Below are 18878 nucleotides of genomic sequence, written 5' to 3'. Positions count from 1 at the left end.
GGAACAAGCAGTGACGGCGCCTTCGCGCCGCCGGATGTCCGGCGGGCGGCGCCCTGCGGCCGTCCGGCCGCCGCCGCTCGTTCGATGCCGCAAGAAACAACAGCAAGGGGCGAATACATGGCTGCTCAATCGAAATCGGGTGGAAACACCGTCTCCGGCACGGCCGGCGCCGATCACCTGAACGGCGGCGCGGGCGCCGACGACCTCAACGGCATGGGCGGGAACGACCGCATCAACGGCGGCTCGGGCAATGACATCCTCGACGGCGGCGCCGGAAACGACATCGTCAGCGGCGATTCGGGCGACGACCTGCTGGTCTACGGCCTGGGCGAGAACGCAGGGTCGACCGACAACTACGACGGCGGCTCGGGCCGCGACACGCTCCAGCTGACGATGACCCGCGCCGAGTGGCAGAGCCCGGCGGTCCAGGCCGACATCGCCCGCTACCTCGCCTTCCTCGCCGAGGTCACCAATCCGGTGAACGGCCAGGCCAACAACCGCAACTTCACCTTCTCGTCCGGCCTGACGGTGTCGAAATTCGAGAGCCTGAGCGTCATCGTCGACGGCGTCGCCTTCGATCCGCGCGACGAGGCCGTGAGCCTGGTCGACGACGTGATGAGCGCCGGCGAGGAGACCGCCTCGATCTCCGTCGACGTGCTGGCCAACGACAGCGTGCCGGATCTGATCGCCAGCCTGACCAACACCCAGCCTGCGCACGGGTCGGTCACCCTGACCCAAACCGTCGGCGCTCCCGGCTCTGCCGACACGGCCAGCTTCGTCTACACGCCCGACGCCGCCCATTGGCAGTACCTGGCCGAGGGCGAGACGGCGACCGACACCTTCACCTACACTGTCACCGACTCGGACGGCGACGTGCGCACCGCCACCGTCACCGTGACGATCACCGGGTCGAACGACGCGCCGACCCTCGGCGCCATGGTGGCCGAAGGGGCGGTGATCGAGGACGCCGGCGTCGGCGCGACCGGCGTGATCGCCTTCGCCGACGTCGATCTGCTCGACAGCCATTCCGTCACCAGCGCTGCCGACGGCGACGGCTATCTGGGCCTGTTCTCGGCCGTCGTCGCGGACGACAGCACGGGCGACGGCGCGGGCTCGGTCGCTTGGAGCTTCTCCATCGACGACGCCGCCATCCAGTATCTGGCGGCGGGTGAGACCCTGATCCAGACCTACACCGTCAGCGTCTCCGACGGCCACGGCGGCGTGGTCAGCCAGCCGGTCACCGTCACCATCACCGGCACGAACGACGCTCCGGTCATCACCGCCGCGGACGCGTCGGGCGGCGTTTCGGAAACCAACCCGGTCACCGCGCCTTCCGCGTCCTCGACCCCTGTGGTGTTCGAGGTCGAGGGCAACGACACCTTCGCCGCCGCCCAGGTCATCGACCGCGGCCTGCTGCGCGTCGCCCCCAACGCCAATCTCGGCGATGCGACGGACGCCTCCCTGTCCATCGTCGGCGCGGTTTCGGCGCCTGGCGCACAGGACGTCTACCGCATCGACCTGTCGGCGGGCGAACTGCTGACCCTCGACATCGATTTCGCGGCCGGCTTCGGCTCGGGCAGCTTCCCGGGCTATCCGGCCGGTTTCGGCCTCGACTCGTTCGTCTTCATCTACGACTCGGCCGGCAACCTGCTGAACTTCAACGATGACGCGCCGCGCACCCTCGGAGGCGGCGGCTCCCTGGCGTCGCAGGACTCCTACCTGCAGTTCTCGCCCACGGCGGACGGCGTCTACTACGTCGTGGTCAAGAACTGGGACGGCGACGGCGCGCGCTCGGCGGGCCCGTACACGCTGCAGGTCAGCGTCGACAGCCAGAACCTGCAGCTGACCGACACCGGCGTGATCGACTTCGGGGACGTCGATCTCGCCGACGGCCACACGGTCAGCGTCGCCGCCCAGGGCGGAGACTATCTCGGCGCCCTGACGGCCACGGTTTCCGACGCCTCGACCGGCGACGGCGCCGGCTCGGTCCAGTGGAATTTCGCCGTCGCCAACGCCGCGGTGCAGTTCCTCGGCGCCGGCGAGACCCGCACCCAGACCTATACCGTCAGCGTCGCTGACGGCCAGGGCGGCGTCGCCACCCAGGACGTGACCATCACCATCACCGGCGAGAACGACGGCCCGGTCATTTCGTCGGCCTTCTCGCTCGGCGAAGTGATCGAGGGCGGCGCCGAAAGCGTCTCCGGCGTCATCACCTTCGACGATGTCGACCTGATCGACGGCCACAGCGTCAGCGCCGAGGCGGAGAGCGACAACTACGTCGGGACCTTCACGGCCGTGATCAACGACAGCGCCACCGGCGCCGGCGCGGGCGAGATCACCTGGACCTTCTCGGCCTCCGACTCCGAGCTGGCCTACCTTTCGGAAGGCCAGTCGCTGCTGCAGCGCTACCTCGTCACCATTGACGACGGGAACGGCGGTACGACCCAGCAGCTGGTCAACGTCACCATCGTCGGCACGAACGACGCCCCCACCATCACTGCGGCGGTTTCGTCGGCCTCGGTGCAGGAGGACGGCGTCGTGGGCGCCACGGGCGCGATCGACTTCGCCGACGTCGACCTTCGGGACGGCCACTCGGTGTCCAGCACGGAGCAGGGCCCCGGCTATCTCGGCGTCTTCACCGCCACGGTCGTCGACAACGGCTTCGGCGACGGCGCCGGCTCGGTGATCTGGCAGTTTGAGGTCGACAACGCCGCCATCCAGCACCTCGCCGGCGGCGAGACCCTGATCCAGAGCTACACCGTCAGCGTTTCCGACGGCCGCGGCGGGTCGGTCGAGCAGGTGGTCAATGTGACGATCACCGGCGCCAGCGACGGGCCGGTGGCGATCAACGACTTCGTCTCGGCGCTCGAGGATCAGCCGGTCACCTTCGATGTCCGCGGCAATGACACCGACGCCGTGGCCGTGACCCAGATCGACGGCCAGGCCATCTCGCCCGGCGGCGGCGTCGCCCTGGCGGGCGGCTTCCTGCAGATGAACGGCGACGGAACCCTGACCTATTTCGGGGCCGCCAACGCCAGCGGTCCGGTGAGCTTCAACTACACGGTCGTCGACGCCTTCGGCATCGAGGCCACGGCCTCGACCGTCATCGACGTGGCCGCCGTGGCGGACGCCCCGATCATCGCGGTCGGCTCCTCGACCGTGCTGAATCCGACGGTCGGTTCGGCCATCCAGACCACCATCCATCTCGAGGCGGGCGACGTGGTGTCGTTCAACTGGGACTTCGTCGCCCACGACTACATGCCCTACAACGACTTCGCCTTCGCCTCGGTGAACGGCGCGGCCTACATGCTGGGCTCGGTGCAGGTGGTTGGCGACTACGGCACGACGGGCTGGAAGACCTTCACCTTCACCGCCACCGAGGCCGGCGACTACAGCTTCGGCGTCGGCGTCTCCAATGTGAACGACAGCTCGCTGAACTCGCACCTGCTGGTCGACAACCTGCAGGTCAACGGAGTGACCGTGTCCAGCTTCGAGTCCGGCTTCTCGGGCTGGAGCACCCTGGGCAGCGTCGGCGTCCAGAGCGGCCACGACGGCGTCGCGCCGACCGACGGCGGCCAGATGGCCTGGCTGGACTCCTCGTTCCAGTCCGCATCGGCCATTGAAAGCTTCCTCGGCCTGACGCCGGGGCGGCTGGCGCGGATCGCCGAGGCGACCGGCCAGCAGGGCGACGAGGTGACGGTGCCGATCTCGATGACGCTCGGGGCCGGCGAGTCGATGGAGGACTCCTTCGTCATGATCACCGGCTTCCCGGCCGGCTCGACCTTCAACTTCGGCGAGCTGGACGCGAGCGGCGGCTGGCGGGTCCCGGCCGGCGATCTGGGCGGCAACCTGCTGATCGACACGCCCGATGACTATTCGGGTTCGTTCACCCTCACTGTCGTGGGCACGACCTACATCGACGAGACCGGGTCCTCGGCCAGCACGGCGCCGCAGACCATCACGGTCAGCATCGATCCGGCCCCCGGGGCGGTGGCCGCCGAGGCAGCGCCGCTCGCCGTGTCGTCCAAGGATGCGCCAGAGGTTTCGCCGATGTCCGACGACGACGCCTTCCTGATGCCGGCCGCCGACGACCTGGAGCCGCTGGTCCTGCCCAGCGACCTTGAGGCCGAACTCGACCTGGCCGGTCTGACCCCCGCGGGTGGTCCGCTGGCCGCCGGCGAGATGTTCCTGAGCGTCTCCGAGGACGGTCAGATCACCTTCGGCGAGGACCCGTTCGCGGGCCGCCCCGCCGACGGCGATTTCTGGAACTAGGCCCGCCTGCCACCCGGCGTCCGCTTTGCGGGCGCCGGGTTACGGCCGGTCGCTGCGTCAGACCGGCTGGACCTAGACCGAACGCCGTTCCTGGTTCAACGTGTGCGAGCACCTGAACGCTGGGGGAAGTCGAGATGGCGCGAATACAGGCCTTGGTCTGCGGCATGGCCGCCCTGGTTGTCGCCGGCTGTCAGACGACGGCCGGATCGATTCCGATCGTCGACGCGGACGGGCCCCGCACGCCCGCGGCGACCCGGGGCGTGGTCGGACGGTTCGCCAGCGCGGCCCAGGCCTCGTTCGCGGCCCCGAGCGGCGGCGCCCAGGCCCGGGCCATGCTCGATGAGGGTTTCGCCCTGATCTACGCCAATTGCAGCGACTATTTCGCCTCGGCCGGCGAGACGCAGCAATGGATCCTGGTCGGGCAGGACGTCATCGCAGCCGCGGAAACCGTCGGCACGGCCCTGCTGTTGCTGGACGGCGAGGGTGAGCAGGACATCGCCCGGTTGGCGCTGGGCGCGGGCGCTGCGAACAGCGCGCTGGATGTCTACACGCAGAATTTTCTTTTCTCGGCGGAGAACATCGACGCCGTCCGCACCCTCGTGACCAGCGCGCTGACCGTGCACCGCAACGCCGTGCTGGGGTCGGGCAGCTACACCTATTCGACGGCGATCAACCAGCTCCAGGACAATCAGGCGATCTGCGCGCCGCGGCGCATCGCGGCCCTTGCGAGGGAAGCGATCAAGAACGGCGACGTCCAGCCGGTCGTCCAGACCGGCATCGTCTCGGTCGTAGACTCGCAGGATCAGCGCGCCTTGCTCGAGCTCGGCGCCCTTCTGACCCCGCCCGGAACCCTCGGCGCGGAACAGGCCGGCGCCCTGTACTGGCTGTTCGAGAATTCGCCGTCGCCCGCGGACCTCCAGCCCGGCGGACCGATCGCCGACCGGCTCGGCTCCCTCGCCGACAGCCCGCTCGACGCCAACGGCTACAAGACCGGCTGGGCCAAGGAAGCGGCGGTGCGCGCCGCCCTGCGCAAGCTGTCGGAACCGACGCGGCAGGGATTCGCCGAAGCGATCGCCAACTACCGCAGCAATGTGGTGAAAGGCCTGACGGGAAACCTCGCCGAGGCCGCGCTCGATTTCCGGGTCTATCGCTCCGCCCCCGCCTCCGGCGCCGGCCACGTGGCGGTCGAGGTCCGGTAGCAGGCCCGGCGCCCGGCGCTGTGGCGGACAGGGTGGGATTCGAACCCACGGTAGGCTCACACCTACGGCGGTTTTCAAGACCGCTGCCTTAAACCACTCGGCCACCTGTCCGTGTCCCGCGAGCGGACCCGCCGCATACCGCCAAACAGCCTGTTAACCAAAGCGGAAATGTCTTTCGCCATCCTCTGCGCATCAGAGGCGGGGCCATGGCTGCGAGACTTCTCAAGGGTGTGATGATCGCGGGCCTGCTGTCGCTGCTGGCCGCCTGCGCGACCGGCGCGCGGCCGGACGCGCGGCCGATCCCCGTCGTCACCGATCCGGCCCCCATCGTTTCCGGCACCATGCGGCCCTACCAGATCCGCGGACGCTGGTATCAGCCGGAGGAGCAGCCCGACTACGACGAAACCGGCATGGCCTCGTGGTACGGCGACCAGTTCCACGGCCGTCCGACGGCCACCGGCGAGCGCTTCGACATGAACGCCCTGACCGCGGCCCACAAGACCCTGCCGCTGCCCGGTCTGGTGGAGGTCACCAACCTCGCCAACGGCCGCCGCATCGTCGTCCGGGTCAACGACCGCGGTCCCTTCGTGGACGGCCGGATCATCGATCTGTCCCGCGGCGCCGCCGACGCGCTCGACCTGCGTCGGGCCGGAGTGGGCGAGGTGAGGGTGCGTTACCTTGGCCGCGCGCCGCGTCTCGGCGGCGGACAGGTCCTCCAGTACGCTGAGGCGTCCCCGGCGCCCCCTGTCCCGGCCGCGACGCCGCCGCCGCAACCGGGCCCGATGACCCAACCGCAGTCCCGGCCGGCGGAATCGTCGCCGCCCGCGCCCGCGCGCGCCGGCGTCTGGGTCCAGGCGGGAACCTGGGCCGACGCGCGCCAGGCCCGGCGGGCCGCGGACCATCTGGGCGGAAGCGCGACGGTCGAGGAGGCGGCTCCGGGCCAGTTCCGGGTGCTGGTCGGGCCGTGGCCGGACGCCGGCGCGGCCGAGCGGTCCCGGCGCGCCGTCATCTCGCGGGGTTATCCCGAAGCGACGACGATTTCGGGCGTCTAGACCCTTGCGAAGCGGCCCGGCGCCGCCATTGTGCGCCGGTGACCCAAGGCAGATTCATCACGTTCGAGGGCGGCGAGGGGACCGGCAAGTCGACCCAGGTCGCCCGCCTGGTCGAACGGCTCCGAGCCCGTGATCTCGAGGTTCTCCAGACCCGCGAGCCGGGCGGCTCGGACGGCGCGGAGGACATCCGCGCCATCGCCCTGAACGGAGACCCCGGCCGCTGGTCGCCGATGACCGAGACCCTGCTGATGTTCGCCGCCCGCTCCGACCATCTGGAGCGCACCATCCGGCCCGCCCTGGAGGCCGGCCGCTGGGTCGTCTGCGACCGCTTCGCCGATTCCAGCCGCGCCTATCAGGGCGCCGGCGGCGGCACGCCCGCCGCGTTCATCGAAACCCTCGACGCCGCCGTCGTCGGGGACACCCAGCCGGACCTGACCCTGGTCTTCGATCTGCCGGTCGAGGTGGGGCTGGAGCGCGCCTTCGGACGGGGACTCTTCGAGACCCGTTTCGAATCCAAGGGGCTGGAGTTCCACGAGCGACTGCGGCGCGGTTTCCGCGACATCGCCGCCGCCCATCCGGACCGCTGCGTGATCGTCGACGCCGAGGGTGATCTCGAAACCGTCGAGGCCCGGGTCTGGGCCGCCGTCGAGGCCCGGCTGCTGTGAGCGAGCATCCGCTCGACCGCTTCGACCTCGTGCCTGACGCCGCCGCGGAGGCCGCCTTCCTCGACGCCTTCGACAAGGGCCGCCTGCACCACGCCTGGCTGCTGTGCGGGGTCGAGGGCTCGGGCAAGTCGACCTTCGCCTACCGCGCCGCCCGTCGCCTGCTGGGCGCCGCGCCGGATCCGTCGCGCGGCCTGCTCGGAACCCGTCCCGACGATCCCGTGGCCCGCCTGATCACGGCCCAGTCCCATCCCGATCTGCTGGTGCTCGAACGCGCCGTCGAGGGCGGAAAGACAAAGAAATCCATCTCCGTCGATCAGGCCCGCGACCTGCCGGAGTTCTTTTCCAAGAGTCCGTCGCAGGCCAAATACCGTGTCGCCATAATCGACGCCGCCGACGACCTGAATCTCAACGCCGCCAATGCCTTGCTCAAGGTTCTTGAGGAGCCGCCGGAGCGCGGCGTGCTGTTTCTCGTCACCCACGCGCCCGGCCGGCTGCTCGCCACCATCCGCTCGCGCTGCCGCCGTCTGGCCTTCCCGGTCTGGCCGCTGCACGCGCTGGAGGATCTGGTCCGCAACCGGACCGGCGTGCCCTCGGCCGAGGCCGTCCGCATCGCCGCCATGGCCGCCGGCTCGCCCGGTCAGGCGCTGGCGCTGGCCTCCGGCGCGACGCTTGAGGCCGACCAGCTGGCCCAGGCCTGGGTCGCCGCGTCCGATCTCGACCGCGCCGAGATCCTCTCCGTGGCCGACAAATTCCGCGGCGCCGAGGGGCAGGAGCGCTTCGAAACCCTGATGGATCGGCTGATCGCCGCGGTGAAAGTGCGCGCGCTCGAGGAGGGCAAGTCCGGCGCGCGCTGGGCTGAGCTGTGGGAGCGGCTGTCCGAACTGCCCGACCGCGCGGCCGCCATCAATCTCGACCGCGCCGACGTGCTGGCCGGGGCGCTCGCCGACCTGCAGCGGACCAAGGCCCGCGCCTGATGCTGATCGACAGCCACGTCAATCTCCACGCGCCGCAGTTCGACGAGGACCGCGACGCGGTCATCGCCCGGGCCCGCGCGGCCGGCGTCGGGCTGATGGTCGAGATTTCGGACAAGCTGTCGACCTTCGAGGCCACCCACGCCCTCGCCATGACGCATGACGACATCTGGGCCACGGTCGGCGTCCATCCGCACGAGGCGAAGGATTACGCCGACCTGACCGCCGACAAGCTGGTCGGTCTCGCGGGCCGTCCGCGCGTGATCGGCATCGGCGAATGCGGCCTCGACTTCCACTACGACCTCAGCCCCCGCGACGTGCAGGCCGCCGTCTTCCGCCGGCACATCGAGGCCGCCCGCCGCACCGGCCTGCCGCTGGTCGTCCACACCCGCGAGGCCGACGCCCTGATGGCCGACATCCTGGCCGAAGAGCAGGCGAGGGGGCCGTTTCGCTTCCTGATGCACTGCTACACCAGCGGCCCGGAACTGGCGGAAAAGGCGGCGGAACTGGGCGCCTGGTTCTCGGTTTCCGGCATCGCCACCTTCAAGGCCGCGACCGAGGTGCGCGACATCATCGCCGCCATGCCCGCCGACCGCATCATCGTCGAGACCGACTGCCCCTACCTCGCCCCCGTGCCGCATCGCGGCCGCCGCAACGAGCCGGCGTACGTCGGCCATGTCCTCGACAAGCTGGCCGAAATCCGCGGCTGGTCCCGCGACGAGGCCGAGACCCGAACCACGGACGCCTTCTTCGCCCTGTTCGACCGCATTCCCCGGCCGGAGGGCGCATGACGGGCAGGGCGGACGAGCTGGAGATCGTCATTCTCGGCTGCGGCTCGTCCGGCGGCGTCCCGCGCGGCGACGGCGACTGGGGGGACTGCGATCCGGCCGAGCCGAGGAACCGCCGTCTGCGCTGCTCCCTGCTGGTCCGCCGCCACGGCCCGGACGGCGTCACCAGCGTCCTGATCGACACCTCGCCCGACCTGCGCCAGCAGACGCTCGCCGCCGGGGTCAAGCACATCGACGCCGTCCTCTACACCCACGACCACGCCGACCAGACCCACGGCGTCGACGACCTGCGCGTCTTCGCCATGCGCGCCCGCCGCCGCATCCCCGCCTTCATGGACGCCGCCACCCACGCCGCCCTGCGCGAGCGCTTCCGCTACATCTTCGACAGCGTCGAGGGCTATCCCGCCATCCTCGACGCCCATCCGCTGCCGCCGCACGGCCAGAGCTGGTCCCTCGACGGACCCGGCGGCCCGGTCCCCGTCGTCACCTTCGACCAGGCCCACGGCCCGATCCGCTCGGTCGGCTACCGCATCGGCCCCGTGGCCTACTCCAGCGACGTCTCCGACCTTGACGACGCCGCTATCGAGACCGTCCGCGGCTGCGAGCTGTGGATCGTCGACGCCCTGCGCTGGACGCCGCACCCGACCCACGCCCACGTCGAACGCACCCTCGACTGGATCGCCCGCGCCGGAGTGAAGAAGGCGGTGCTCACCAACCTGCACCTCGACCTGGATTACAACGCCCTGTCGGCGGCGGTTCCGCCGAACGTCGAGGTGGCCTACGATGGCTGGAGCGCGGGGGTTTTCCTGTGAAATGGCTATGCCTTGTCGGCGCGGCGGCGTCCTTCCTGATTAACGCTACGCCCGCGGCTGCCTGCCGCTTGTATCGCGAGCCCTTTCAGCGTGTGAGCGACGATTTCGACGCCGTCGCGCTCGGAGTCGTCACGCGCGCCGAAGCTCGTCCGGGGGGCGAGCGGCCGGGTTGGACGGCTACCGTTCGCGTGAGCCGTTCGATCGAGGGGCGAGCAGACGCTCCCAGCTACGAGATCGGGCGTACGGGAAGCAGCGCCGCCTGCGACGACGGCCAGGCGATCGCTAAACCCGGCGAGGTCTGGGTGCTGTACCTTTTCCGGGATGCCCAGTCGGACCGGATGTTGGTCGCCCACTCCTATCCACTGAGCGTCGCGCGGCGGATCGACCCGCGCTTCCGGCACTAGTCAAACCTGGCCCAGCAACCGCGCCGCCTGCGGGGCGAAATAGCTCAGCACCCCCGCCGCCCCCGCCCGCTTGAAGGCGTGCAGGCTTTCCAGGATGGCCCGCTCCTCGTCCAGCCAGCCGTTGGCCATCGCCGCCCGCATCATCGAATACTCGCCCGACACCTGGTAGGCGAAGGTCGGCACGCGGAAGGTCTCCGACACCCGACGCACGATATCCAGATACAGCATCCCCGGCTTGACCATGACCGCGTCGGCGCCCTCGGAAATGTCCATCGCCACCTCGCACAGCGCCTCGTCCGAATTGGCGTAGTCCATCTGATAGGTCTTCTTGTCGCCGGTCAGCTGCTTCGCCGAGCCCACCGCGTCCCGGTACGGCCCGTAGAAGGCGGAAGCGTATTTGGCGGCGTAGGACAGGATCATCACGTCCTGCAGCCCATTGGCCTCCAGCGCCTCGCGGATGGCCTGGACCCGCCCGTCCATCATGTCCGACGGGGCCACCACGTCGGCCCCGGCGTGGGCGTGGATGAAGGCCTGTTCCGCCAGCCGCTCCAGCGTGGCGTCGTTGACGATCCGCCCGTCCTCCAGCACCCCGTCGTGGCCGTGGTCGGTGTAGCAGTCCAGCGCCACATCGGTCATGACCCCGATCTCCGGCGCCGCGTCCTTGATCGCCTTGATGCAGTCGGGGATCAGGCCGTCCGGATCGGTCGCGCCCGTGCCCACCCCGTCCTTGATCGCGCCGTCGACATTGGGAAACAGCGCCACCGCCGGAATCCCGAGGTCCCGCGCCTCGACCGCCGCCCTGGCCGCCGCCTTCGGGCTCAACCGGAACACACCCGGCATCGAGGCCACCGCCACCCGCTCGTCCGCCCCGTCATGCACGATCAGCGGCCAGACCAGATCCGCCGGCGTCAGCGTCGTCTCGGCCACCAGCCGCCGCACCCAGGGCTGGCTGCGCAGCCGGCGGGGGCGGGCGTAGGGAAAGGCGGCGGGCGGGAACGGCTGGGTCATGCGGCCGGACTTAAACTCTCGCGACGGAAAATACAGCCCGTCGCCCTCGGGCTTGACCCGAGGGCCAGACCGTCCGGTGCTCCGTCGGCCCCGGCGCGGCAGCGCTTGCGGGGCCGTCTTTAACGCACAGCTCATTCCCACGTCTGATCCTCGGGTCGAGCCCGAGGATGACGGACGGTGTGTGGTGACGCAGGGCTCTCTCATGGATAGAAGCCCACGAAAGACTCGCAGGAACCGCCCCATGGACTTCGCCCTCACCGACGACCAGCGCGCCATCCAGGACGCCGCCCGCGCCTTCGCCGAGGCCGAGCTGGCCCCGCACAGCGCCGACTGGGACGAGACCAAACACTTCCCCGTCGACGTCATGAAGCACGCCGCCGAGATGGGCTTCTGCGGCATCTACACCGGCGAGGAGCACGGCGGCATGGCGCTGGGCCGGGTCGAGGCCGCGGTCATCTTCGAGGAGCTGTCGCGCGGCGACGTCTCCACCGCCGCCTTCATCTCGATCCACAACATGGCGACCTGGATGATCGACCGCTTCGGGTCGGACGACCTGCGCGCCCGCTACGTGCCGCGCCTCGTGTCGATGGAGCTGATCGCCAGCTACTGCCTGACCGAGCCCGGTTCCGGCTCCGACGCCGCCGCCCTGCGCACCACGGCCCGTCTCTACGGCGACCACTGGGTGCTGAACGGCTCCAAGGCCTTCATCTCCGGCGCGGGAACCTCGGACGTCTATGTCGTCATGGCCCGCACCGGCGGCGACGGCCCCAAGGGCATCTCCACCTTCGTCGTCGAGAAGGACGCGCCGGGCCTCTCCTTCGGCGCCCAGGAGAAGAAGATGGGCTGGAACTCCCAGCCCACCGCCATCGTCAGCTTCGACGACTGCCGAATTCCGTCTGCAAGCCTGCTCGGCAAGGAGGGCGACGGCTTTCGCTACGCCATGATGGGCCTCGACGGCGGCCGCCTGAACATCGCCGCCTGCTCGCTGGGCGGCGCCCGCCTCGCCCTCGAGACGGCGCAGGCGTACGTCTCCACCCGCAAGCAGTTCGGCAAGCCGATCGCCGACTTCCAGAACACCCAGTTCAAGCTCGCCGACATGGCCACCCAGCTGGAGGCCGCCCGCCTGATGGTGCTGCGCGGGGCCTGGGCCCTCGACACGAACCATCCCGAGAAGACCAAATGGTGCGCCATGGCCAAGCGCATGGCCACCGACGCCTGCTTCCAGATCGCCGACGAGGCCCTGCAGCTGCACGGCGGCTACGGCTACCTCAAGGACTACCCGCTGGAGCGCATCGTCCGCGACCTGCGCGTCCACCGGATCCTCGAGGGCACCAACGAGATCATGCGGGTGATCACCGCCCGGGAGATGATGCGGCAGTGACCCTCGTTTGCGACCGGGAGTTCGGTGTCGAGATCGACGGGGTCGAGCGCCGGGTGGTCGTCGAATGGATGAGGCCGGTCCGGGACCGCGGCGACTGGCGGTGCGACTGGATCATCCACTGGTTCGACCGGCCGGAGGCGCGGGGCTGTTCGATGGGCGTGGATTCCACCCAGGCGCTTCTTTTGGCCATGGGTATGGTGGGTGGGCGCCTCGAACACGAGGCTCCGACGGCCCGCTGGCTGGACGGTGACAGCGGTCTCGGCCTGCCGCCCATTCCGGCCGCTCCAGCCTCTGCGGAGCCCGGTGACGCCGCCGGCTGACTGTGCCAACCTCCGTCGCGGGAGGAGTGTCATCATGAAATCCCTTGCCTTCGCCGCCGCCGTCGCCCTGCTGGCTTCGCCCGCGCTTGCCCAGGACGCCTCGAACTACGTCGGGATCGACGAGATCATCGTCACCGGTTCGCGGGCCATCGAGTGGGACCCCGACGACATCCCCGTGATCCAGCTGGAGCGCCGGGCCGACAATCTGATCGTCGCCGTCCGCGTCGTGAACGACACCCGGGACGCGCCGGGCCGCCGCGACGAGATCACCCGGACCCTGCGCGCCATGGCCCGCGCCGCCGCCGGACGTCCCGACATCGACCTCAGTATCGAGGACGACGGCACGCTCGTCCCGCTGACCGAGGACATGGTCTCGACCCTGACCCTGGGCATGGATCCCGGCCGCAGCGACACCAGCGTGGCCAGCCTGGTCGTCAAGACGCCGATCCGCGAGGCCGACACCCTCGACGCCGCCTCGGAGCGGATCGAGGATTTCGTCGACGGCGTCGCGCCGGTCGGCCGCTCGCTGGCCGAGGTCATCGGCGACTGGCAGCTCTCCGTGGTCAATCCGGCCCAGTACCGGACCCCCATCCTCGCCGCCATCTCCGCCGACGCCCGCACCACGGCGGCGGCCTTCGGCGAGGGCTATGCCGTCCAGGTGGAGGGCATGTCGAACCGGGTCACCTGGCGGCAGTCGGGTCCGCTCGAACTTGCGCTCTTCATTCCGTACGACATGACCGTGGTCCCCGCCCCTGAGACCCGGTGATGACCAGCCTGCTCTTGGCCCTCCTGCTCGCCGTCCAGGCCCCGCCGCAGAGGCCTCCGGCCGAGGCTCCGCGCCACTGGACCGACGGTCAGGTGCGCTGGCGGAGCATCCCGATCCCGACTGTCCCCTCGGGCGAGGAGGGCGTCGTCCAGGCCCAGGTCAGTTGCACCGTGGCCGGCCGTGGCCGGGTGCGCGGCTGCCGGATCGATCGCCAGACGCCCGCCGACACCCGCTTCGGCCGCAGCATCCTGAACGGCATGTCGCGGGCCGAGCTTCACCCGATCGGCGGCCTGCGCCCGGGCGACACCTTCACCGTCACCCTCTGGGCCTGCTCGGACCCGACGGCGGCCTGTGAACGCCTGCCGTGGCCGGAAGGCTGACGTCCGGGCTGGACCGTTTCCCGGCGGCCGCCTAGACGGACGCCCATGAGCGAACCAGAAGTCCTCGCCCGCGTCTCCTCCGGCGTCGGCCACATCACCCTGAACCGCCCCAAGGCCCTGCACGCGCTGAACCGCGCCATGTGCGACGCCATGATCGAGGCGCTGCTGGCCTGGCGCGACGACGACGCCGTGAAGTCCATCCTGATCGACCACGCCGGCGAACGGGGCTTCTGCGCCGGCGGCGACATCCGCATGATCGCGGAGAGCGGGGCAGGGGACGCGTCGGAGGCCAAGGCCTTCTTCGACCGGGAATACAAGCTCAACCACCTGCTGTTCGACTATCCCAGGCCGGTGACCGCCCTGGTCGACGGCGTCGTCATGGGCGGCGGCGTGGGCATCTCTGAACCGGCCGACGTCCGCATCGCCACCGAGCGCACCACCTATGCGATGCCCGAGACCGGCATCGGCCTGTTCCCCGACGTCGGCGGCGGCTGGTTCCTGCCGCGCCTGCCGGGCCAGACCGGCGTCTGGCTGGCCCTGACCGGCGCCCGGCTCAAGGCGGCGGACACCGTCTTCCTGGGCGTCCACACCCACTATCTGCCGTCCGACGCGCTGGAGGCCTTCCGCGCCATCCTCGCCGCCGACCCGGCCCATCCGATCGATGTCGCCGACGGCCTCGAGACCGATGCCGGCGAACCGCCCATCGAGCCGCACCTGCCCGCCATCGACCGCCTGTTCGCCTTCGACACCGTCGAGCAGATCTTCGCGGCCCTCGAGGCCGACGGCTCTGACTGGGCCCTGGCCCAGCTGGCGATCCTGAAGACCAAGTCGCCGCAATCGCTCAAGGTGACCCTGCGCCAGCTGCGCACCGGCGCGGCGCTGGACTCCTTCGCCGACAACATGGCCATGGAATACCGCCTCGGCGGCCGCGTCGTCCGCACCCATGACTTCCAGGAAGGCGTCCGCGCCGTCATCGTCGACAAGGACAACGCCCCGGCCTGGGCGCCCGCCGACCTCTCCGGCGTGTCCGACGCCGACCTCGACCGTCTGTTCGCCCCGCTTCCCGAAGCGGAGGAGTGGGAGCCGCTCTGATCCCTTCTCCCCTCCCGGGAGAGAAGATGGGCCGCGAAGCGGCTCGGATGAGGGGATGCCGGAAGCCGGCGCTCCGGCAGCAGACCTTTTCCGCCAGCCCCCTCATCCGTCAGGCTCCGCCTGACACCGTCTCCCTCGAAGGGAGAAGGATTCGCGCTTGCATCCCTCCCCAAACCGGAGCTTGGCTGTCGCCGCTGGTTCAGGAGACGATCATGCTCAAACCGTCGATGCTCGCCGTAACCGCCATCTTCGCCCTCGCCGCCTGCGGCTCCGACCCCTACGCCGGTCGCGAAGACCGCATGGCGAACCGCACCTATGAGACCATGCGGCTGGCGGACATCCACCGCGCCGCCATCGCCGATCCGCTGCGTCCCGCGGAAGAGGTCGCCCGCGATCCATTCCGCCACCCCGACCGCATGCTCGCCTTCGCCATGCTCGAGCCGGGCGACAGGATCGCCGACATCCGCCCCGGCGCCGGCTACTTCACCCGCCTGTTCGCCCGTGTCGTCGGCGACGGCGGCAAGGTCTACGCCTTCGTGCCGAACCGGACGGCCGAGCGTGAGAACCCCCGCGCCGACGCGCTCGTGAACGCCTATCCGAACGTCCTGCGGGTCAACGGCGACCTCAATACCCTGAGCTTCCCTGAGCCGCTCGATGTCGTCTGGATGAGCCAAGAGTATCACGACTTCCACATCCCGGCCTTCAACACCGACGTGGCCACGATGAATCGCGCCATCTATGCGGCCCTCAAGCCCGGCGGCTATTTCATCGTCGTCGACCACTCGGGCCGCCCCGGCACGGGCCACGCCGAGGTCCAGTCCCTGCATCGCATCGAGGGCGCCTCGCTGCGCGCGGAGGTCGAGGCGGCCGGCTTCGTCTTCGACGGCGAGTCGACGGCCCTGGCCAACCCGGCCGACGACCGCACCGTCAACGTCTTCGACGAAGCCATCCGCGGCCGCACCGACCAGTTCGTCTACCGATTCCGCAAGCCCGGCTGAGATCGGGCCCGTTCTGACAGGAGAAGAGTGATGCGTCGTTCCGTGCTTGTCGCCGCCGCGGCGCTGGTCGCGCTGTCGACCGCCGCCTTCGCGCCGGTCTCGCTGTCGCCGCAGCAGCCGTCGTCCTGGGCCGCCGCCCTGGCCGACCCGGTCCGCACCGCCGAGGACCGCGCTCGCGACGAAGCCCGTCACACCGCGGAAACCCTCGCCTTCGCCCAGGTCGCCCCGGGCCAGAAGGTGGCCGACATGATCATGGGCGGCGGCTATTTCACCCGCGTCTTCTCCGCCGCCGTTGGGCCCACCGGTCACGTCACCGCCTGGCAGCCCGCCGAATTCATCGGCTTCCAGGCCAGCTACGCCGAGGCCGTGACCGCCGCCGACGCCCTGCCGAACGTCGACGGGATTCGCTCGCCGATCGGCGCGCCGGAATTCCCGACCGGCCTCGATCTCGTCTTCACCGCCCAGAATTACCACGATCTGCATCTGGCGCCGTTCCCGGCTGACACCGCCTCGAAGGTCAACGCCGCCGTTTTCCGGGCGCTGAAACCGGGCGGGGTCTACGTCATCATCGACCACCACGCCGTCGCCGGCTCCGACTTGTCGGCCGCCGACACCCTGCACCGCATCGACATCGAGGCGGTCAAGCGCGAGGTGACCGCCGCCGGCTTCGTCCTCGACGGGGAGAGCGCCCTTCTCGCCAGCCCCGCCGACCCGCTGACAGCCAGCGTCTTCGATCCTTCGATCCGCGGCCGCACCAGCCAGTTCATGCTGCGATTCAGAAAGCCGGCGCAGTAGCCATCACCGCCGCCCGGGCGAAGGCCGACGGGACGACCGGGGCTGACGAAGGCAATTGCTGCGCTGCAAATCCCGCCTCTGCCTCCATAACCCGGGCGGCCAACGTGTTGTAATTCCTCCCCATCGCCTCCGCGCCAGCGTCATGAACGCGCCGCATCGGAAACCCCGCGCATAATAGGGGCATCCCGTCGATGGGGAGGGCGTCGGATCCACGTTCCTCGACGACGGCGGGCTGTGGTCGAGCGATGAAGCCCGGGCGATGGAGAGTCCGGGGGTCCTCGCGGAGGTCGATGGATGGCCCCGCTTGCTCGCCGCGCGCCTTGAGGTGCGGTCAGATGGCTTCGCGATCGCGGGGGTAAGGCCGTCCCGTTCCGGTCTCGGCAACGAGGCCGGGGCGATCCGTCAGAGGCCCGGACGCAGGGCCGCCAGTCGGAGGGCGTGTGGAAAACGGCCGCGCGGGGCAGCCTGTCTCGTCGAAACGGTAAAACAACAACGCATCCGGGCGAGGCCCGGCTGTCCCGCGCCCTCCCCAACCTTCCGCCGGCCGGCCGGTGGAGGACGAGGGCCCCTGTCTGGCGTCCCGGCCGCCGAGCCGCTAATCCCGGCGCAAAGAAAAATCAGGGAGACGACGCCATGACCCACACCATCGCCTTCATCGGTCTCGGCAACATGGGCGGCGGCATGGCGGCCAATCAGGCCAAGGCCGGCCACAAGGTCCTCGCCTTCGACCTGTCGCAAGCCGCGCTGGATCGCGCCGCGGAACACGGCTGCACTCCGGCCGGCTCCGTCGCCGACGCGGTCAGGAACGCGGATGTCGTCATCACCATGCTGCCGGCCGGGCCGCACGTGCTCAAGGTCTATACCGAACAGGTCATCGGCCATGCGCCGACCTCGGCCCTGCTGCTCGACTGCTCGACCATCGACGTCGATACGGCCCGCAAGGTCGCCGCCCTGGCGAAGGACGCCGGCTATGCCTTTGCCGACGCGCCGGTCTCCGGCGGGACCATGGCCGCCGACGCCGGCACCCTGGCCTTCATGGTCGGCTGCGACGAACCGGAGTTCGCCCGCATCGAGGCGGCGCTCGAACCCATGAGCCGCGCGACCTTCCGCGCCGGCGACCACGGGGCGGGGCAGGCGGCCAAGATCTGCAACAACATGATCCTCGGCATCACCATGCTCGGAACCTGCGAGGCCATCGGCCTGGCCGAGAAGCTGGGCCTCGACCCGGTGAAGATGTTCGACATCGTCGCCAAATCCTCCGGCCAGAGCTGGAGCGTCACCACCTACTATCCGTGGCCCGGCCCGGTTCCGACCGCGCCCTCGAACCGCAATTACGACGGCGGTTTCGCGGCGGCCATGATGCTCAAGGACCTTAAACTGGCCCAGGACGCCGCCGCCAAATCGGGCGCCTCGACGCCGCTGGGCGCCCAGACCGAGGCCCTGTTCCAGATGTTCAACGGCCTCGGCTACGGCGGCCGCGACTTCTCCGCCATCCTGCAGATGCTGCGCGGCAAGCTCGACGACCTGCCGAAGGGCTGAGTCGCGCCGGCATGAATGAACCTGAGAACCGTTATCAATTAGAAGGTTGCGACGATTTAACGGCCTGCGGCGATAGACTTTCGCCCGTCCGCGGCGCAAAACCCGGCCCATCCGCAAGACGAGACGAGCCGCAGGTTTGTTCGACTACAAGGCCGCCTTCCAGACTGCCGTGGAGCAGGTCAAGAGCGAGGGGCGCTATCGCGTCTTCGCCGACCTGAAGCGCGTGCGCGGCCGGTTTCCGCTGGCCAGGCGCCGCCGCGCCGACGGTTCGGAGCAGGACGTCGTGGTCTGGTGCTCGAACGACTATCTCGGCATGGGCCAGCATCCGGCGGTGCTTGAGGCCATGCAGGCGGAGATCGACCAGGCCGGGGCCGGGGCCGGCGGCACCCGCAACATCTCGGGCACGACCCGTTCGGCGGTCGATCTGGAGGCCGAG

Annotated in this window: 18 protein-coding genes and 1 tRNA gene; 17 read left to right on the top strand and 2 right to left on the bottom strand. The window is 70.0% G+C overall.

Features of this window, described 5'->3' with window-relative positions; translation table 11 throughout:
- Positions 1 to 117 precede the first annotated feature (117 nt).
- Positions 118 to 4272 (top strand): VCBS domain-containing protein, encoded by a 4155-nt coding sequence (locus VGD32_RS06895; protein ID WP_331031165.1) that lies wholly within the window; start codon positions 118 to 120, stop codon positions 4270 to 4272.
- Positions 4273 to 4406: 134 nt separating this feature from the next.
- Positions 4407 to 5471 carry a hypothetical protein gene (locus tag VGD32_RS06890; RefSeq protein WP_331031164.1) on the top strand — a complete coding sequence of 355 codons (1065 nt, stop codon included), beginning with the start codon at positions 4407 to 4409 and terminating at the stop codon, positions 5469 to 5471.
- A 21-nt stretch (positions 5472 to 5492) separates the two neighbouring features.
- Here the strand turns inward: VGD32_RS06890 and VGD32_RS06885 are convergent.
- Positions 5493 to 5582 (bottom strand) — tRNA-Ser (locus VGD32_RS06885).
- Positions 5583 to 5677: 95 nt separating this feature from the next.
- Here VGD32_RS06885 and VGD32_RS06880 point away from each other — a divergent pair.
- The 6 genes from VGD32_RS06880 (at position 5678) to VGD32_RS06855 (ending at position 10163) form a co-directional block, all read left to right on the top strand.
- A complete protein-coding gene (locus VGD32_RS06880; protein ID WP_331031163.1) occupies positions 5678 to 6523 on the top strand; it encodes a septal ring lytic transglycosylase RlpA family protein in 846 nt (281 codons plus the stop codon).
- A 38-nt stretch (positions 6524 to 6561) separates the two neighbouring features.
- Positions 6562 to 7188 carry a dTMP kinase gene (gene tmk / locus VGD32_RS06875; protein ID WP_331031162.1) on the top strand — a complete coding sequence of 209 codons (627 nt, stop codon included), beginning with the start codon at positions 6562 to 6564 and terminating at the stop codon, positions 7186 to 7188.
- Positions 7185 to 8162, top strand: a complete 978-nt coding sequence (locus VGD32_RS06870) for a DNA polymerase III subunit delta' (RefSeq protein WP_331031161.1) — start codon at positions 7185 to 7187, stop codon at positions 8160 to 8162. Before tmk ends, VGD32_RS06870 begins: the two co-directional genes overlap by 4 nt.
- Complete coding sequence (locus tag VGD32_RS06865) at positions 8162 to 8950, top strand: TatD family hydrolase (RefSeq protein ID WP_331031160.1); 789 nt, start codon at positions 8162 to 8164, stop codon at positions 8948 to 8950. The genes VGD32_RS06870 and VGD32_RS06865 overlap by 1 nt, the downstream gene beginning before the upstream one ends.
- Positions 8947 to 9759, top strand: coding sequence for an MBL fold metallo-hydrolase (locus tag VGD32_RS06860; protein WP_331031159.1), 813 nt, complete (start codon positions 8947 to 8949; stop codon positions 9757 to 9759). Before VGD32_RS06865 ends, VGD32_RS06860 begins: the two co-directional genes overlap by 4 nt.
- Before the next feature lie 92 nt (positions 9760 to 9851).
- Positions 9852 to 10163 carry a hypothetical protein gene (locus VGD32_RS06855; RefSeq protein ID WP_331031158.1) on the top strand — a complete coding sequence of 104 codons (312 nt, stop codon included), beginning with the start codon at positions 9852 to 9854 and terminating at the stop codon, positions 10161 to 10163.
- Here VGD32_RS06855 and hemB read toward each other — a convergent pair whose 3' ends face one another.
- Positions 10164 to 11171 carry a porphobilinogen synthase gene (hemB, locus tag VGD32_RS06850; protein ID WP_331031157.1) on the bottom strand — a complete coding sequence of 336 codons (1008 nt, stop codon included), beginning with the start codon at positions 11169 to 11171 and terminating at the stop codon, positions 10164 to 10166.
- A gap of 241 nt (positions 11172 to 11412) precedes the next feature.
- Between hemB and VGD32_RS06845 the strand changes: the two genes are divergently transcribed.
- From VGD32_RS06845 to VGD32_RS06805, 9 genes are all read left to right on the top strand, one after another.
- Complete coding sequence (locus VGD32_RS06845) at positions 11413 to 12552, top strand: isobutyryl-CoA dehydrogenase (protein ID WP_331031156.1); 1140 nt, start codon at positions 11413 to 11415, stop codon at positions 12550 to 12552.
- Entirely contained in the window at positions 12549 to 12872 is a 324-nt protein-coding gene (locus tag VGD32_RS06840; RefSeq protein ID WP_331031155.1) for a DUF6968 family protein, read from the top strand. The genes VGD32_RS06845 and VGD32_RS06840 overlap by 4 nt, the downstream gene beginning before the upstream one ends.
- Before the next feature lie 34 nt (positions 12873 to 12906).
- Positions 12907 to 13638, top strand: a complete 732-nt coding sequence (locus VGD32_RS06835; protein ID WP_331031154.1) for a hypothetical protein — start codon at positions 12907 to 12909, stop codon at positions 13636 to 13638.
- Entirely contained in the window at positions 13638 to 14018 is a 381-nt protein-coding gene (locus VGD32_RS06830) for a hypothetical protein (protein ID WP_331031153.1), read from the top strand. Before VGD32_RS06835 ends, VGD32_RS06830 begins: the two co-directional genes overlap by 1 nt.
- Positions 14019 to 14063: 45 nt before the next feature.
- Positions 14064 to 15110: an enoyl-CoA hydratase/isomerase family protein gene (locus VGD32_RS06825; RefSeq protein WP_331031152.1), complete on the top strand. Its 1047-nt coding sequence runs from the start codon at positions 14064 to 14066 to the stop codon at positions 15108 to 15110.
- Between the two features lie 212 nt (positions 15111 to 15322).
- On the top strand, positions 15323 to 16108 hold the full coding sequence (locus VGD32_RS06820) for a class I SAM-dependent methyltransferase (protein ID WP_331031151.1): 786 nt from the start codon (positions 15323 to 15325) through the stop codon (positions 16106 to 16108).
- A 30-nt stretch (positions 16109 to 16138) separates the two neighbouring features.
- Positions 16139 to 16903 (top strand): methyltransferase, encoded by a 765-nt coding sequence (locus tag VGD32_RS06815; RefSeq protein ID WP_331031150.1) that lies wholly within the window; start codon positions 16139 to 16141, stop codon positions 16901 to 16903.
- A 438-nt stretch (positions 16904 to 17341) separates the two neighbouring features.
- Complete coding sequence (gene mmsB, locus VGD32_RS06810) at positions 17342 to 18442, top strand: 3-hydroxyisobutyrate dehydrogenase (RefSeq protein WP_331031149.1); 1101 nt, start codon at positions 17342 to 17344, stop codon at positions 18440 to 18442.
- Between the two features lie 136 nt (positions 18443 to 18578).
- Positions 18579 to 18878: aminotransferase class I/II-fold pyridoxal phosphate-dependent enzyme (locus VGD32_RS06805; protein ID WP_331031148.1), on the top strand; the 300-nt coding region annotated here is incomplete at its 3' end.

The organism is Brevundimonas sp. (assembly GCF_036402095.1).
Lineage (GTDB): Bacteria > Pseudomonadota > Alphaproteobacteria > Caulobacterales > Caulobacteraceae > Brevundimonas.
Note: the sequence above shows the minus strand (reverse complement) of the source record. Positions and strands in the feature narration are given on the sequence as shown.